At 73.4% G+C, this 16,669-nt stretch carries 9 protein-coding genes; 4 read left to right on the forward strand and 5 right to left on the reverse strand.

The genetic code is table 11. From position 1 onward, the window contains the following. Positions 1-370: 370 nt before the first annotated feature. Complete coding sequence (locus AQI95_RS00005) at positions 371-922, reverse strand: MarR family winged helix-turn-helix transcriptional regulator (protein ID WP_067115199.1); 552 nt, start codon at positions 920-922, stop codon at positions 371-373. 134 nt (positions 923-1,056) lie between these two features. Between AQI95_RS00005 and AQI95_RS00010 the strand changes: the two genes are divergently transcribed. Next, the gene (locus tag AQI95_RS00010) at positions 1,057-2,319 is read left to right on the forward strand and encodes an MFS transporter (RefSeq protein ID WP_208614059.1); all 1,263 of its coding nucleotides are present in this window, start codon (positions 1,057-1,059) and stop codon (positions 2,317-2,319) included. 31 nt (positions 2,320-2,350) lie between these two features. Here AQI95_RS00010 and AQI95_RS00015 read toward each other — a convergent pair whose 3' ends face one another. Next, positions 2,351-3,997 carry an ATP-binding SpoIIE family protein phosphatase gene (locus AQI95_RS00015; protein WP_067115207.1) on the reverse strand — a complete coding sequence of 549 codons (1,647 nt, stop codon included), beginning with the start codon at positions 3,995-3,997 and terminating at the stop codon, positions 2,351-2,353. A gap of 131 nt (positions 3,998-4,128) precedes the next feature. Then, positions 4,129-5,508 (reverse strand): NAD(P)/FAD-dependent oxidoreductase, encoded by a 1,380-nt coding sequence (locus AQI95_RS00020; RefSeq protein WP_067115213.1) that lies wholly within the window; start codon positions 5,506-5,508, stop codon positions 4,129-4,131. 377 nt (positions 5,509-5,885) lie between these two features. On the opposite strand from AQI95_RS00020, the gene AQI95_RS00025 reads away from it, so the two are divergent. Both AQI95_RS00025 and AQI95_RS00030 read left to right on the forward strand, forming a co-directional pair. Continuing rightward, on the forward strand, positions 5,886-6,650 hold the full coding sequence (locus tag AQI95_RS00025; RefSeq protein WP_067115220.1) for a TetR/AcrR family transcriptional regulator: 765 nt from the start codon (positions 5,886-5,888) through the stop codon (positions 6,648-6,650). 292 nt (positions 6,651-6,942) lie between these two features. Further along, the gene (locus tag AQI95_RS00030) at positions 6,943-8,826 is read left to right on the forward strand and encodes a sigma-70 family RNA polymerase sigma factor (RefSeq protein WP_079070956.1); all 1,884 of its coding nucleotides are present in this window, start codon (positions 6,943-6,945) and stop codon (positions 8,824-8,826) included. 16 nt (positions 8,827-8,842) lie between these two features. Here the strand turns inward: AQI95_RS00030 and AQI95_RS00035 are convergent, their stop codons facing one another. Both AQI95_RS00035 and AQI95_RS00040 read right to left on the reverse strand, forming a co-directional pair. Continuing rightward, positions 8,843-12,151: an AfsR/SARP family transcriptional regulator gene (locus AQI95_RS00035; RefSeq protein ID WP_208614027.1), complete on the reverse strand. Its 3,309-nt coding sequence runs from the start codon at positions 12,149-12,151 to the stop codon at positions 8,843-8,845. 246 nt (positions 12,152-12,397) lie between these two features. Then, positions 12,398-14,476, reverse strand: a complete 2,079-nt coding sequence (locus AQI95_RS00040; protein ID WP_067115229.1) for an asparagine synthase-related protein — start codon at positions 14,474-14,476, stop codon at positions 12,398-12,400. A 723-nt stretch (positions 14,477-15,199) separates the two neighbouring features. Between AQI95_RS00040 and AQI95_RS00045 the strand changes: the two genes are divergently transcribed. Further along, positions 15,200-16,624 carry an NsdA family TPR-like regulatory protein gene (locus tag AQI95_RS00045; RefSeq protein ID WP_067115232.1) on the forward strand — a complete coding sequence of 475 codons (1,425 nt, stop codon included), beginning with the start codon at positions 15,200-15,202 and terminating at the stop codon, positions 16,622-16,624. The last annotated feature ends 45 nt before the right edge of the window (positions 16,625-16,669 follow it).

Raw genomic sequence — 16,669 nt, forward strand, 5'->3', positions numbered from 1 at the left:
AGTGCTTTCCAGGTTCCCGCTTCTTTCTCGCGGTTTCCTTTCCGGCGGTTCCGACTCTATCAGATCCTTTCGGCGTCTGACTCCCAGTCAGGGGGGTTTGTCTTCCCGGCCGTTGGGCCGTTCCGACGTCTCAAACCTTAGCGGATCCGCTCGGTGATTCCCAATCGGGCCACCGGGCTTCCATTCGAATTGAATTCGGGCATGCCGAAATCGACCCGTACGGGAGATCGTGCTGATGGTGTGAGAGGCTGCCGCTCGAAGCGGCTGAGGTGTTGCCGAAGAACCGTTACGGCCCCGTGGCAACTCGGAGAACTTTACGGAACGGGCAGGGGCGTGTCAACCCTCCCCTGTCAAGATCTTTTTGACGACCTCAGTCGAGGTCGCTGAGCCGGCCGCCGGCATCCGGCTGGGCGTGCTCGACCCTGCGCAGGAGCCTGGTCAGCACCTCGCCGAGCACCCCGCGCTCCGCCGGGGTCAGGTCCTGGAGCAGGTCCTCCTCGAAGACCGTCGCCAGGCGCATCGCCTCCAGCCACTTCTCGCGGCCCTCGGGGGTCAGCTCGACGATGACCCGGACGCGGTTGGACTCGTCGCGCTCCCGGGTGACGAGCCCCTCGGTGACCATGCGGTCGATCCGGTGCGTCATCGCGGCCGGCGTGAGGCCGAGGCGCTTGGCGAGGTCGCTGGGGCCCATGCGATACGGGGCGCCGGAGAGGACGAGGGCCTTGAGGACCTCCCACTCGGCGTTGCTGATGCCGAGAGCCGAGGTCTGGCGGCCGTAGGCGACGTTCATGCGGCGGTTGAGCCGGGACAGTGCCGAGACGATCTTCTCGACCTGGGGGTCCAGGTCCTGGAACTCGCGCTGGTAGGCGGCGATCTGCTCTTCGAGGGTCGGCTCTGTGACGTCGGGGGCGGTGTCGGCCATGGCCGCAGTATGGCACGCGGCTGCTTTGCCTTGAAGTCCTTCACTGTGTACTCTTTAGCTTCGAACTTTAGCTTCGAAGTCTTCAGGTCTAACTAGTGAGAGAGGTGAACGTGACCAGGGCGATGGGCGCAGCGATGCGCCGGATCCACGTGGGCAACGCACTCAGCGCGTTCGGGCTCGGCTTCACCGTCCCCTACCTGTACGTCTATGTGGCGCAGGTGCGGGGCCTGGGAGCCATGACGGCGGGACTCGTGCTCGCCGTCTTCGCCGTGGCCGCGCTGATCGTGCTGCCGTTCGCCGGCAGGGCGATCGTGCGGCGCGGCCCGCTGCCGGTCCTGCTCGCCGCCCTGGTCACGGCCGCGCTCGGCGCGCTGAGCCTCGGTCTCGCGAGCAATGCCGTCGCCGTACTGCTGTCGGCCTCGGCGCTCGGTGCCGGGCAGGCCGTGATGCAGCCGGCGCTGGCGACGATGATCGTGGACTGTTCGACGGCCGACACTCGGTCGCGGGCGTTCGCCATGCAGTTCTTCCTGCAGAACCTGGGCCTCGGTGTGGGTGGCCTCATCGGCGGTCACCTCGTCGACACCACGCACGTGTCGTCGTTCACGCTGCTGTTCGCGATCGAGGCGGCGATGTTCCTGCTGCTGGTCGTGGTGATGGCGACCGTGCGGATGCCGCGCGCGCCGCGGCTGGAGGAGGCTCCGGCGGGGTCGGCCAAGGGCGGCTGGAAGCAGCTGCTCGGGAACCGGGCAATGGTGCAGCTGTGTGTCCTCGGCTTCGTGCTGTTCTTCGCCTGCTACGGCCAGTTCGAGTCCGGGCTGAGCGCGTACGGTGTCGAGGCCGCCGGGATCTCCACCTCCGCGCTGGGGACGGCACTGGCCGCGAACACGCTGATGATCGTGGTGGCCCAGTTCGCCGTGCTGAGGTTCGTGGAGCGCCGTCGGCGGTCCCGGGTGATCGCCGGGGTCGGGCTGATCTGGGCCGTCGCCTGGCTGGCCGCGGGGTACGCGGGGCTGGGCCACGGCAGCCAGGAGATGGCGACCGCCGCGTTCGTGTCGACGTACGCGCTGTTCGGTCTGGGTGAGGCGATGCTGTCGCCGACGGTCGCTCCGCTGGTCGCCGATCTGGCGCCCGAGGGCATGGCCGGGCAGTACAACTCGGCGTTCGCGCTGGTCAAGCAGTTGGCGCTGGCCGTCGGGCCGGCGGTGGGCGGGCCGCTGGGCGCGTCACTGCACGCGCCGTACATCGTGACGTTCCTGCTGTTCTCACTGGGAATCACGGTGCTGGCGCTGCGCCTGGGGCGTCGCCTCACCTTTGCCCAGGACCACCCGTGGGCCGCCGCGAAGAGCAGCCGGGTGGTCGCCCGGAGCGAAGCGGCTGCGGAGTCCGTGACCGCGTAGCCGTACGGCACCGGTGGTGCTGCCGGGGCCACTAGGTCCTCGGCAGTACGAACTCGCACCACACCGCTTTCCCGCCGCCCGGGGTCCTTCTGGATCCCCAGCCGGAGGCGATCGTCGCCACGATGGCGATGCCGCGTCCCGACTCGTCGCCGGGCTCCGCGCGGCGGCGGCGCGGAAGGTGGTCGTCGCCGTCCGTGACCTCGATGATCAGGCGGCGGTCGGTGCGGCGGAGCCGGAGGCGCATGGGCGGCGTGCCGTGCTGCAGGGAGTTGGCGACCAGTTCGCTCGCGGCGAGGACGCCGAGATCGTGCAGCTCGACCGGGAAGCGCCAGCTGGTCAGGACGCCGGAGGCGAACGCACGGGCACGCGGGGCCGCCTCCACGCCGCCGAGGAGTTCCAGGGCCGCGTTGCGGAAGAGGTCGCCGTCGGGGCCCGTACGAGCCGGGTGCTGCAGGACGAGGACGGCCACGTCGTCGTCGTGGTCGGCGGTGACACCGGCCGAGCGGACCAGACGGTCGCAGACGACCTGGGGGGTGCCGGTCGCGCCGGCCAGGGCGCGCTCCAGGGAGGCGATTCCCTCGTCCAGGTCCTCGTCGCGGCGCTCGACCAGGCCGTCCGTGTAGAGGACCGCCGTGGAACCGGGGCCCAGCGCGATCGAGCCGGAGGCGTGGATCCAGCCGCCGGTGCCAAGGGGTGGGCCGGTGGGTTCGTCGGCGCGACAGACCGTACCGCTCTCGTCGCGGACCAGGATCGGGAGGTGGCCGGCGGAGGCGTACACCAGCCGGCCCTCGTTGGGGTCGTGGACGGCGTAGACGCAGGTGGCGATCTGGTTGGCGTCGATCTCGGTGGCGAGGCCGTCGAGGAGCTGGAGCACCTCGTGCGGGGGCAGGTCGAGGCGGGCGTAGGCGCGGACGGCCGTGCGGAGCTGGCCCATCACCGCGGCGGCCCGGACTCCTCTGCCCATCACGTCGCCGATCACCAGGGCCGTGCGGCCGCCGCCGAGGGTGATCACGTCGTACCAGTCGCCGCCGACCGCGGCCTCGGTGCCGCCGGGCTGGTAGGTGGCGGCGATGCGCAGGTCGTCGGGCTGCTCCAGTTCCTGGGGGAGCAGGGAGCGCTGGAGGGTCACCGCGGTCTCGCGCTGGCGGCGCTCGCTGGCGCGCAGCCGTTCGGCGGCCTCGGCGTGGTCGGTGACGTCGGTGGCGAAGACGAGTACACCGCCGTCGCGGTCGCCGTCCTCGGCGACCGGGGTGCAGGTGAAGGTGTAGGAGCGGCCGTCGACGGCCTTGCGGGACTTCAGGGTGCGGGGCTTGCCGCTGCGCAGCACCTGGTCGAGGAGCGGGAGCAGGCCCAGTTCGGAGAGTTCGGGCAGTGCCTCGCGGGCGGGGGCGCCGGTGGGGCGCTGCCCGAAGGCCGTCGTGTAGGCGTCGTTGACGTAGGCGATGCGGTGGTCCGGGCCGTGGACGAGCGCGACGAGGGCGGGGACGCGGTCGAGGACGTCGCGCGCGGGCAGTTCGTCGACGGCGGGCACCGGGGGTGTGCCGTCGGCCGACTGCTCGGCGCGGGCCGCGGGCACGGAGCCTTCCCCTCGCCGGTCCGGGGAGACCGGGGTCTCGGTCCGCGCGGCGGCGCGGCGGTGCGTTCCGGGGAGCCGGGCGCTCCAGCGCGTGAAGTTCACTTGGGAAGAAGCCTCGTGGGTGCTGAGGGCGGGTGGGTGGCCCGTCCGCGGACGTGGGGCAGTCTGGCAGGGAGCGCGCCGCGGCGACATCCGTCAGACGCCTGGGCGGGCCGGGGAGTTCCTGGGTCCGGTCAGGACGACCCCTTCGGGTCGTCCGAGGGGCTGTGAGGAGGCTTTCCACCGGCCGCGAGTTCGAACTCCGCTCGCGGATGTTCGAGTGAACCGAGCGAGACGATCTCCCTTTTGAAGAGCCCGGCGAGGGTCCATTCCGCCAGGACCCGGGCTTTGCGGTTGACGGTGGGCACCCTGCTGAGGTGGTAGACGCGGTGCATGAACCAGGCAGGGTAGCCCTTCAGCTTGCGCCCGTAGACCTGGGCGACGCCCTTGTGCAGGCCGAGGGAGGCGACCGAGCCGACGTACGTGTGGGCGTACGTCTGCAGGGGCTCGCCGCGCAGCGCGTGGACGATGTTGTCGCCGAGGGTGCGGGCCTGGCGGACGGCGTGCTGGGCGTTGGGCGCGGTCTCGGCGCCGGGTTCGGTGGCGGTGACGTCGGGTACGGCCGCCGCGTCTCCGGCTCCCCAGGCGTGTTCCGCGCCGTCGACGGTCAGCTGGGCGGTGCACTTGAGCCGGCCGCGTGCGGTGAGCGGCAGATCGGTGGCGGCGAGCAGCGGGGACGGTTTGACGCCGGCGGTCCACACGACCGTGCGGGTGGGGAAGCGCTGGCCGTCGCTCAGGACGGCGACGCGGCCGGCGCAGGAGTCCAGGCGGGTGCCGAGGAGGACCTGGATGTTGCGGCGGCGCAGCTGGGTGACGGTGTAGCGGCCCATGTCCTCGCCGACCTCGGGGAGGATGCGGTCGGAGGCCTCCACGAGGATCCACTTCATGTCCTCGGGGCGGACGTTGTGGTAGTAGCGCGCGGTGTAGCGGGCCATGTCCTCCAGTTCGGCGAGCGCCTCCACGCCCGCGTAGCCGCCGCCGACGAAGACGAAGGTGAGGGCGGCGTCGCGGATCGCCGGGTCGCGGGTGGAGGAGGCGATGTCCATCTGCTCGATGACGTGGTTGCGCAGTCCGATGGCCTCTTCGACGGTCTTGAAGCCGATGCCGTACTCGGCGAGGCCCGGGACGGGCAGCGTGCGGGAGATCGAGCCGGGGGCGAGCACCAGTTCGTCGTAGCCGAGGAGTTCGGCCGATCTGCCCTCCTCGGCGGTGGCGAGCGTGGAGATCGCGGCGGTGCGCACCTCGTGGTCGATGGAGGTGACCTCACCGATGACGACATGGCACCGGTCCAGGAGGCGACGCAGGGGTACGACGACATGACGAGGGGAAATCGAACCCGCGGCCGCTTCGGGAAGGAACGGCTGGTACGTCATATAGGGGTCGGGGGTGACGACCGTGATCTCGACCTCACCCCGCCTGAGCTCGCCCTTCAGCTTTCGCTGCAGACGCAGGGCCGTGTACATCCCGACGTAGCCGCCGCCGACAACCAGAATGCGCGCACGTTCCTTCACCATCCCATGACGCACCCGGCGCAGTTGTTTGTCCACAGCCCCGGCAATTTGTGTGACTGGCGGGCGGGTGTGCCCGGGGGCGGCGCGGGTATCGGGGCAGGACGAAAGGGGGCAGGTCAGTGGGGGCAGGCGATGGGGCGCGAAGGTGAGGAAACCGGACGTACGAGACCCGTACTCCGATCGGGGGGCGCACTGTGCGGAACCTGCCCCTTCTGAATTGACTTCCTCTCAACTATGTTCGTGTGTCGACGGGGTGTAGGGAATGTGGTCGAGCGGGTGCCGCGACGGGCGGACCCGGTCGAGACCGATGCCAGATCCACGCACTCCCGATTCAGTGGCGGGGAGTCTCCGGGGGGAGACGTCATTACCGGGGGAAACACATGCATGTTCAGGACGCACATTGGTCATCCGCAGCCGCCATCGCGCCCGGTGGCGGGTCGGTGAGCCCGGCGGTGGGCAACGCACGCGCGGACGCCGCGCGGACGACGCCGCTACGGGTGGACGCTCAGCGCAATCTGGAACACGTGCTGCGTGCGGCGCGTGAGGTATTCGGCGAGCTGGGGTACGGCGCGCCGATGGAGGACGTGGCGCGGCGCGCCAGGGTCGGGGTCGGCACGGTGTACCGGCGCTTTCCCAGCAAGGACGTGCTGGTCCGGCGGATAGCCGAGGAGGAGACGGCGCGGCTGACCGAGCAGGCGCGGACCGCGCTCGGCCAGGAGGACGAGCCCTGGTCGGCGCTGTCGCGGTTCCTGCGGACGTCCGTGGCGTCGGGGGCCGGGCGGTTGCTGCCGCCGCAGGTGCTCGCCGGCTCCGCGCGGGGTTCGGCCGGCTCGGCCGGGTCCGTCGACGAGGCCCGGGTGCCTCAGCAGCGGGTGCAGCCGGGGGCCGGTGAACTGCGGCTGGTGCCCGGAGACGCCTCCGGGGGCGCCGACGACAGCGGGGTCGGGGCATTGCTCGAGGTGGTCGGGCAGTTGGTCGAGCGGGCTCGGGCGGCCGGGGAGCTGCGGACGGACGTGTCCGTGGGGGATGTGCTGCTGGTGATCGCCACGGCGGCGCCGTCCCTGCCGGACGCGGCGCAGCAGGCGGCGGCGTCGGCGCGGTTGCTGGACATCCTGCTGGAGGGGCTGCGGTCCCGGCCGGTGTAGGAACCCGCCGGTCGGTTCGGGGTGAGCGGTCACCGATCGTCGGACCGCGGGAGTGTGGGGGGCTGTTCGCGCAGTTCCCCGCGCCCCCGGGGGACTGCCGTGCCGCCTGCCCCGTCGGTGCCCGTGGTCGAAGGCGACGCGATTCGCTCGTTCGGCTGGCGTTCGAAAGCCTGTGATGACAGAGGCCCTCGGATGAGTGGATGCCTTGGACGGGGGGCGTTGAACAAAAGACAATGTGGCACCCTGAGCCGGGTGACGGGTTGGGCTGGGCCGGCGTCGGGGGCATTCCGCGATGGGCGTTGACGGGTGGGACGAGTCACGCGGTGACGACGCGGACGCGGAGGCTTCCTCCGGGCCGAACCCGCCCCAGGTTCCGAAACAGGGCGGTCGTCCGGCTTCGTCCGGTGGGCGCAGCGACGGGAGCGTACCGGCCCAGCGCGAGGGCAGCGTGCTGCCGCCGCCCCGGGAGCGGCCGTCCGACGACGGCGCGCTGATCGAGCGGATGCGCGGCGGTGACGACTCCGCGTACGAGGAGCTGTACCGGCGGCATGCGGACGCCGTACGACGCTACGCCCGCACCTGCTGCCGGGACGGGCACACCGCCGACGACCTCACTGCCGAGGTCTTCGCCCGGATGCTGCAGGCGGTGCGCGGCGGATCCGGGCCCCAGCACGCCGTTCGCGCCTATCTGCTGACCTCCGTGCGGCGTGTCGCCGCGCACTGGACCAGGTCCGCCCGGCGTGAGCAGCTCGTCGACGACTTCGCGACCTTCGCCCAGCAGGCCGCCCGGGGCGCCGAGGTCTCCGACGACGACACCGTGGACCTCGGCGCCGATGTGCGCGCGCTGCACGAGGCCGAGCAGTCCATGGCCATGCGGGCCTTCCGGTCACTGCCCGAGCGCTGGCAGGCCGTGCTGTGGCACACCGAGGTGGAGGACGAGTCCCCGAGCGACGTGGCCGTGCTGTTCGGGCTGGACGCCAACGGCACCCGGGTCCTCGCCAGCCGTGCGCGCGAGGGCCTGAAGCAGGCCTATCTCCAGGCTCATGTCAGCGCCTCCCTCGTCGGGGACGAGGAGTGCGCCCGCTACGCCGACCAGCTCGGCACCTACGCCCGCCGAAAGCTGCGCATCCGCGCCGAGCGGGGTCTGCGCAAGCATCTGGAGGAATGCGCCAAGTGCCGGCTGGCGGCCGCGCAGATCGAAGAGGTCGCCGGTGGGATCCCCGGTGTCGTCCCGGTCGCGGTCATCGGCTGGTTCGGGGCCGCCGGGTACGCCAAGGCGCTCGGGATCGTCGCCGGCGGCGCCGGGGTCGGCGCGGCGGGTGCCGCCGCCGCGGCCACCGGCTCGTCCGGCGGGGCCGGTGGCGCGGGCGGGGCCGCGGCCTCGGAGGGGCTCGGGGCGCCGGTGAAGGCGGGGATCGCGGCCGGTGTGGTCGCGGTGGCCGCCGCCGCGGTGGCCCTGGCCCTGGTGAACGACAGCCGTCCGCCGGCGAAGGAGGTGGCGAGGCCGTCGCCGTCCGCGCCGGTCGTGCACTCCCCGGCACCGAAGCCGACCCCGTCGAAGAGGAAGCCATCGCCGAAGCCGGTGGTGCTCGCCCCTGAGCCGGCCCCCACTCCGACACCCACCCCGAGACCCACACCGAAGCCGACGCCCAAGCCCACGCCGACACCCAGGCCGACCCCGACGCCCACCCCGAAACCCACGCCCACGCCGACCCCGACGCCCACTCCGCCGCCGGCATCCACCGTCTACCAGGTGAGCGAGCTGAGCTACGACGTCGTCGGCGACGGCACCAAGCCCGAGATCCAGCTCGGCGAGAGCAGCTGGGTGTGGCAGCGCTACGGCATGTCGATCGACGGCGAGCAGTACGCGCGCGGGGTGACCGTGCACGGCGAGTCCTCGGTGACCATCGCCCTCAACCGGCAGTGCACCGCCTACGACGCTCTGGCCGGCGTGGACGACATGACGCTGGGTCTCGGCAAGGTGTCCTTCGCCGTCTACGCCGACGGGGTCTCGCTGTGGCAGTCCGGCACGGTCAAGGGAAACGATCATGCCGTGCCCGTCCATGTGGACCTGACCGGGCACAGGACCGTACGGCTCGTCGTGCGGCCGCACCGCGACGTCCTCGACCGGGCGGCGCTCGCGGACTGGGCGGAATCCCGGTTCACCTGCCGCTGAGCCGTCGCCCCCGGCGTCACTCGGCGGTCGTGGCCAGGGCGTCCAGTTCGTCGAGCACCTCGGCCACACCGAGGGACGCGCCCCGCGCCCGCTCGGCCGCGTAACGGCCGGACGGCAGTGCCGTACGGGCCTCGGCGTGCACCCGGGCGGCCTGGCCGTGCTCCGGCTCCGGGCGCCGATGGCCGTCGCGCCAGTGGTCCGCCGCGGCGAACAGCCGGATCGCGCCCGCCAGATCGCCGCGCCGGGCCAGCAGCACGGCCGCGGTGTCCACCAGCCCGGCCGTGATCGTCTCGGCGCACTGCTGCGCCGCCGCCTCGCGCAACGCCTCGGCGACGATCGGCAGTCCGTGCTCCGGGCCCGACTCGGCGGCGACGACGAGCGCCTCGACCATGCGCAGCCCCGCCCCGAACTGCGGTGGCGGGGTGCCCCCGCGCGCCGCCGCACGGGTCGCCTCGTACAGCTCGCGGGCGCGGCCGGTCTGCCCGTCCTGCACGGCGATGTGCGCGCGCATCAGCAACACGAAGGCGGCCGACTCCGGCACCGCGTACCTGTCGGCGGCCGCCCCCGCCTCGTCGAGGGCGGCCAGCGCGGTCTTCGGGTCGCCGGAGCGGTAGGCGATCTCGGCGAGCCGCGCCATCAGGAAGGGCGACTCGGCGTAGGCGCCCACCTCGTAGGCGAGGCGCAGCGCCTCCTCGTACTCACCGCGTGCCTCGTCGAACCGGCCGCGTGCCATGGCCGCCTCGCCGGCCGCGCTGCACACCTGGGCCCGCATCCAGCGGTCCCCGACGCGCCGGCTGAGCGTACGCAGCTCGGCCAGTTCCTCGTCCACGCCGCGCAGGTTGCCCGGGGAGTCGACGATCACATGGGCGCGGTACATCAGGGAGACGCCGGTCTCCCAGTCGCCGCCGTACCTGCGGCAGTTGGCGACGGCTGCGGCCATGTCCGGGCCGACCGATCCCGAGCCGCCCAGGTAGTAGGCGGTCAGCGGCCAGACGATGCCGGGGAGCCGGGCCGCCCGGGGGCCGCCGTGCTGGTAGGCGGCCCGTACGCGCGCGATGTACTGCGGGGCGCGCGAGTCGGTCGCGAGGTGCTCGGGGCTCGACTCCGAGGTCAGGAACAGGTCGAGCATCCGCAGGTCCATCCGCAGCTCCCCCAGCGGATGCCCGCGCTCCCCGTCGGGTTCGGCGAGCAGGGCCCCGACCGGGTCGGCCACCTCCACCAGCGCGGCCAGACCGCCTCCGGCGCGCAGCGCGTCCGGTGCGCCGGAGGCCGGCAGGGTGTCCAGGGCCACGCCGAGACGCAGGACCAGACGGACCCAGGCGACCGCCTCCTGGCGGTGGTTGCGCAGCCACCAGAACCAGCCCATGGCGAGGGCGATGGCGCCCGCCTCCGGCTCGTCCCCGGCGCGCACGGCGCGGTCCAGGGCCGCCCGGATGTTGTCCAGTTCGGTCTCCAGGCGGGAGATCCACGGCAGTTGGGCCGCCGAGCGCAGGCGCGGCTCGGCCTCCTCGACCAGCGCCCGCACCCACGCGCGATGCCGCTGCTCGGCCGCCGCGCGCACTCCGGGGACCTCGGCCCCGCGCTCGGTGGCGTACTCGTGGATGGTCTCCAGCATGCGGTAGCGCATGCCGGTACCGGGGGCGTCCGGCGCGGCGACGACGAGGGACTTGTCGACCAGGGCGCCGATCAGGTCGGCCGCCGGGCCGCTGCACACGGCCTCGGCCGCCGCGAGGTCCCAGCCGCCGGCGAACACCGACGCCTCGCGCAGCACCGTGCGCTCGCGCTCGTCCAGCAGGTCCCAGGACCAGTCGACGACGGCGCGCAGGGTCTGCTGGCGGGGCAGGACCGTGCGGCTTCCGGAGGTGAGCAGGCGGAACCGGTCGTCGAGCCGGTCGGCGATCTGGCGCGGGGTCAGCAGCCGGAGCCGGGCGGCGGCCAGCTCGATGGCCAGCGGCAGCCCGTCCAGCCTGCGGCAGATCTCCGCCACGGCCCCGGTGTCGGCGAGCACGGCTGCGGCGTCGGGGCGGACGCCCTTCGCGCGCTCGGCGAACAGACGGTGCGCCTGCTCCGGGACGAGGGGCTCGACCGGGCGCACCGACTCACCGGGTACGCCGAGGGGTTCGCGGCTGGTCGCGAGGATCGTGAGCCCCGGGCAGTGGGTGAGGAGGGTCTCGGCGAGGGCGGCGGCCGCGCCGATGACATGCTCGCAGTTGTCAAGGATCAGGAGTTGGCCGCGCGGGGCGCAGTACTCGATCAACAGGGCGACGGGGTCGGCCTGTTGGGGCGCCAGCTCGTTCGTCAGCAGCACGGTCTCGCGCAGACCGAGCGCGCTGACCACCGCGCCGGGCACCGCCTCCGGATGGTCGAGCGGGGCCAGCTCGACCAGCCATGCCTGGGGAAGCCCTGCGGCGGCCTCCTCGGCGAGGCGGGTCTTTCCGGAGCCGCCCGGTCCGGTGAGCGTGACCAGGCGGGCCCTGTGCACATCGGAACGAATGGCCTCCAGTTCGGGTTCCCGTCCGACGAACGACGTCAGTCGGGGGCGGAGGTTGCCGGTGCGCTCGGGGGGTCGAGCGGGGGCCGGGGACCGCCACGGCTGCGGCTGCGCTTCCGGCTGGGCGAGCAACGACGTGTGCAGGGCGGTGAGTTCCGGGCCCGGGTCGGTGCCGAGGGTGTCGGCGAGGGCGCGGCGGGCGGACTCGTACGCGCACAGGGCGTCGGCGAAGCGGCCGGTGTCGCGCAGGGCACGGATGAGCAGAGCGTGCAGGGGCTCGTCCAGCGGGTGGGCCGCCGTCAGCTCCTTCAGCTCCGGTACGACGTCCGGGGCGCGCCCGAGGTCGAGGGCGGCGGCGGCCCGGGCGCGGGTCGCCTCCAGTCGCAGGGCCTCCGGGCGGGTGGCGGCGGTGCGGTCGGGGAGGTCGGCGAGGGCGGGGCCGTGCCAGAGGGCGAGGGCCTCGGTGAGGGTGCGGTGGGCGACGGCCGCCTCGCCCGCGGTGAGGGCCTTGGTGCCGGAGTGGACGAGCCGCTCGAAGACGAACAGGTCCACGTCGTCCTCGGCCGCCTCCAGACGGTAGCCGCCGGGGGTGGAGGCGACGGTGTGGCGGCCGAGGGCGCGGCGGAGGCGGCCGACGAGGGCCTGGAGGGCGGCTGGGGCGTCATGGGGTGGGTCGTCCGCCCAGATCTCGTCGATCAGGGCTTCGGGGGTGGTGGTGCGGGAGGGGTGGAGGGCGAGCGCGGCCAGGAGCGTGCGCAGGCGGGGTCCGCCGATGGGTATGGGGGTGCCCTGGTCGTCCGCTGCCTGGGTCACGCCCAGGATTCTGTACCGCACCTCGTCATTGTCGCGGGGGCCCGGGATGGGGCGACGGGGTTTCGTCAGCGGTGCGGAGATCGGCGGGCTGTGCCGCGGCCGGGCGGGGATGGGGATCCACACCGCGCCGGCACTGCAGTTCCCCAGGGGCGCGGGGAACTGCGCGAGCCACCACGACGGACCCGCGGCCGGCTTGCCGGCGGAGCCACCACGGCGGGGGCCTGGGGGCGGCAGCCCCCAGAAGGGCAGGGGCAGCTCCCTCGGCCTTCACGCACCGGAGGCCAAAGCTCCCCTCCGCGGCTGAATGCCCGAGGGCACCGCGCGGGCGCGGGCCGGGGTTCCGGTCCAGCACGTGCCTCGGCGGGAGAGGAGGCGGTGCAGCCAGAGTTCGAGCGAGACGAGGTCGGCGAGGCCGTCCAGCGGGACGGGCTCGCCGGCGGCGGCCGCGCCCAGCGCCTCGCGGACGACACGGGCCTCGACCAGCCCGGCGTCGGCGAGGAGAGGGGTGGCGAAGAGGTCGAGCAGCGGGTCGGCCGCCACGCGCAGGCCCGCGCGCGCGGCGGCGGCCGACGACGCGTGGGAGGGGGCGCCCCAGCCGGGCGGAAGGTCGGTGACGCCGGCGCCCTCCAGGACCGTACGGAGGATGGCGGCGCGGGCGCCGGGCCGCACGCGCAGGGCTTCCGGGAGGGCGCGGCAGGCGCGGACGACCTGGTTGTCGAGGAACGGCGTGTGCAGGCGCTGGGAGCGGATCTCGGCGGCCTGCTCCAGGACGCGCAGATCGGCGGCGTACCGGGCGAGGGCGGCACGCGCGCGGTACTCGCCGGGACGCTGCCCGGCGCCCGCGGCGGAGCGGTCCGCCTCCGCCTGCAGCAGAACCGATACTTCGGCCAGGGCCTCCCCGGTCAGCCAACGGGCGGCGGGCCCGGGTCTGGCCCAGGTCAGTGCGGCGAGGGACGCGCCGACCGCTCCCTTGGGCTCGTCGAAGCGGCGCCGCATCAGCCGCTCGGCCAGCACCTCCAGACCGGCCCGGTAGGGCGTGCGGGCGAGCCGGCGGGCGGCGCCGTACACGCGCGCGGGGACCAGCACCGAGCCGTCGGCCTTGGCGAGCGCGGCGACCGGGCGGACCAGATGGCGCCGTCTGCGGTCCATGAGGAGGTCGGCGAGGCGGGCGGGGTGGGCGTCCAGGACCTGGCGGGCGCCGTGTCCGGTGAAGTGGTCGGCGCTGCCTGCGGCGAGCCGGGCGCGGTGCCGGGCGGCCGTGACCAGGGAGGGGCCGGGTTCGTCGGTGAGGGGGCCGTCGAGGTCGGCGTAGGGCAGGGTGTCCTCGGCGCCGGTGACGACCACGTGGTGCAGGCGCGGGCTCGCGGCCAGGGCTCCGGCGCGTTCGAGTTCGGCCTCGCGGCCGGCGACGGCCAGGTCGTTGAAGGTGACGGCGAGGAGCCGCTCGCCCGCGCCCGTGCCGTGGCCGAGGAGCGTGCCGGGTCTGCCGGGCAGCCCGGCGGCCAGCAGCGCGAGGGTGCCGGACGCGGGGCCGCCGGAGAGGTCGGCGCCGATGCCGGGCACGGGCATCCCGCGCCGGGCCCGCCGCTCGGCCGGGCCCATGCCGGGTACCGGGCCGGGGTCGAGGTCGGGCACATGGCGCGGCGCGGACAGCCGGGTGCGGACCGCCTCCACCAGGGCGTCGCGTACGGCGTCCACGGCCCGGTCGGGCTCGGTCGGGGCCGCGGCCACGGCCAGGGACGCGACCGGTTCGTACCCGGCGATCTCACGCGCCCCGGCGCGCAGCACAAGCGCGTGCCCCGGCGGAACGCGCCGCACGCCGTCGTACGGGGTGGTGTCGCGCAGCGCGGCCGGTACGTCCGGGGCGGCGAGCAGGGCGGCCAGGTGGCCGAAGTCGAGGTTGGCCTCGATGAGGTCGGCGAGGGGCAGCGCGGCGGTGGCGTAGGCCGTGCCGCCGGCCCAGGGGGTGTGGAACACCGGGCGGGCGCCCGCGAGATCGCCGCAGACGGTGATGCGGCGGCCGACCTGGACGACGGCGGTGTAACTGCCCGGCCACGTCGTCAGATGGCGCAGTGCGCCCCCGCGCGCGGTGAACAGGCCGCGCCGCAGCTCCTCGTCGGAGGCGCCGCAGATGCCGAGGACGGCGATGCGGTTGCCCGCGTCGGCCTGCACCACGCGCACCTCGTCCGGGCGCCAGTCGCCGACGGCCCACAGCGGATCCGGGTCGCCCCACAGGAGGTGGGAGCCCACCGGGTGCAGGGTCTCGCCGTCGTAACCGGTGGCGCCCGCGGAACCGGTCCCGGAGACGCCCGCGGCGGTGCTGCTCCACCCCACCAACCACCGCATCGACGCCTCCACAGGCTGTGGACAACAGTGCACCGTACGAACCGGATCCTCATGCTGCCATGAAAGGCGCGCCGTGGAGGGGTGGCGGCACCGGCTCGGAACGAGGGAAGCCCGCGGCGAACGCCGGGGCGGGACAAGGGGAGCCGTCGGGTGCGACGCATGCCGGCCGTCGGCCGTTCACGATGAGTACGACGCGAATGCGCCCCCTATGCGCTCCCCCAAACCGCCCTTCACGCCCTCAAGTTGCATGGTCGGAGCGGAATTTGACCTTGGCGCGCTGGGTCTATTTTCGGCCAAACATGCCGGGAGGCTCAGGATTTGAGCACGCTCCGTACAGGGCTGCACAGAGCGCGGCGACGCGAAAACGCGCACAGTCCGGGAGGCGGGCAGCGCCTCCCGGACCGGTCCGCCACCCGCGGGGATGAAGGTGGCGGTGTCCCCCAGCCCGCTGGATCCAGTACAGCGGGCCGACCCACGCAAGAGCCATGGAACCGCTCCCGCGATGGCCGGAGAAGAGCGCACGGACAGGCGCACGGCCACACATGCAGGGGCACGCGGCGACAGGCCGTGCACGGTGCGTACAGGACCGTACTTCCGTACGGACCACAATCCCGCCATCCGGAACAATGCCCCTTAACGCTTGGGATGCGGCGAACTACGCTGGGTTTACGAATGCCGCGTGGTTATGCCAGCGCGGCAGCCGTCTGTGTCGAGGGGTGGCGCATGTCCAGGGAGCAACGCGGGCCGAACGAAAAGCTCGGCGCCGTTCTCGCCCTCGCGGGAATCAGCAACGCAGGACTCGCACGACGCGTCAACGACCTTGGCGCGCAACGCGGGTTGACTCTTCGCTACGACAAGACCTCCGTGGCGCGCTGGGTGTCGAAGGGGATGGTGCCGCAGGGCGCGGCGCCGCACCTCATCGCAGCCGCCATCGGGCAGAAGCTCGGCCGCCCCGTGCCGCTCCACGAGATCGGCCTGGCGGACGCGGATCCCGCGCCCGAAGTGGGCCTCGCCTTCCCCAGAGACGTGGGGCAGGCCGTGAAGTCGGCCACGGAGCTGTACCGACTCGACCTCGCCGGACGCCGGGCCGGCTCCGGCGGCATCTGGCAGTCGCTCGCCGGATCGTTCGCAGTGAGCGCATACGCAACGCCTGCCTCACGGTGGCTGATAACCCCCGCCGACAGCTCGGTCGCACGGGAGGCGGGCTCCGTCGAGGGCTCCGGTGCACCGATCAAAGTCGGCCACAGCGATGTGCAGAAGCTGCGGGAGGCCGCCGAGGACGCCAGGCGGTGGGACTCCAAGTACGGGGGCGGGGACTGGCGTTCGTCGATGGTCCCGGAGTGCCTGCGGGTGGAGGCGGCGCCGCTGCTGCTCGGCTCCTACTCCGACGAGGTGGGCCGGGCGCTCTTCGGAGCCTCTGCCGAACTCACCCGGCTCGCCGGCTGGATGGCCTTCGACACCGGCCAGCAGGAGGCCGCGCAGCGGTACTACATCCAGGCGCTGCGGCTCGCGCGCGCGGCGGCGGACGTACCGCTCGGCGGCTATGTGCTCGCCTCCATGTCGCTGCAGGCGACGTATCGCGGCTTCGGCGACGAAGGGGTCGATCTGGCGCAGGCCGCGCTGGAGCGGAACCGGGGGCTGGCGACCGCCCGCACGATGAGCTTCTTCCGCCTGGTGGAAGCACGGGCACACGCGCGTGCGGGCGACGCGCAGGCGGCGGGTGCGGCGCTGAAGGCCGCCGAGGGATGGCTCGAACGGTCCCGGGAGGGCGACAACGATCCTTCTTGGCTTGGTTTTTATGGCTATGACCGGTTCGCCGCGGATGCGGCCGAGTGCTATCGGGATCTGAAGGCGCCCCGACAGGTGCGGCGGTTCACCGAGCAGGCGCTGTCGAAGCCCACGGAGGAGTTCGTGCGCTCGCACGGGCTGCGCCTGGTGGTGTCGGCGGTCGCCGAGCTGGAGTCCGGGAATCTGGACGCCGCGTGCGAGCAGGGGGTGCGCGCCGTCGAGGTGGCCGGACGGATCTCTTCGGCCCGGACCACCGAGTACGTGAAGGATCTGCTGCACCGGCTGGAGCCGTACGGGGACGAGCCGCGGGTGGTGGAGCTGCGGGAGCGGGCCCGGCCGCTGCTGATGACTCCGGCCTGAGAACCTCACCGCCTGCGTTTGAAGGCGTTGTCAGTGGCGCAGTGC

The sequence above is a fragment of the Streptomyces yokosukanensis genome, assembly GCF_001514035.1.
GTDB lineage: Bacteria > Actinomycetota > Actinomycetes > Streptomycetales > Streptomycetaceae > Streptomyces > Streptomyces yokosukanensis.

Bases quoted from the DNA above. Each gene is read 5' to 3' on its own strand.
- AQI95_RS00005 (WP_067115199.1), bottom strand. From the start codon at position 922: ATGGCCGACACCGCCCCCGACGTCACAGAGCCGACCCTCGAAGAGCAG.
- AQI95_RS00010 (WP_208614059.1), top strand. From the start codon at position 1,057: ATGCGCCGGATCCACGTGGGCAACGCACTCAGCGCGTTCGGGCTCGGC.
- AQI95_RS00020 (WP_067115213.1), bottom strand. From the start codon at position 5,508: ATGGTGAAGGAACGTGCGCGCATTCTGGTTGTCGGCGGCGGCTACGTC.
- AQI95_RS00025 (WP_067115220.1), top strand. From the start codon at position 5,886: ATGCATGTTCAGGACGCACATTGGTCATCCGCAGCCGCCATCGCGCCC.
- AQI95_RS00030 (WP_079070956.1), top strand. From the start codon at position 6,943: ATGGGCGTTGACGGGTGGGACGAGTCACGCGGTGACGACGCGGACGCG.
- AQI95_RS00040 (WP_067115229.1), bottom strand. From the start codon at position 14,476: ATGCGGTGGTTGGTGGGGTGGAGCAGCACCGCCGCGGGCGTCTCCGGG.
- AQI95_RS00045 (WP_067115232.1), top strand. From the start codon at position 15,200: ATGTCCAGGGAGCAACGCGGGCCGAACGAAAAGCTCGGCGCCGTTCTC.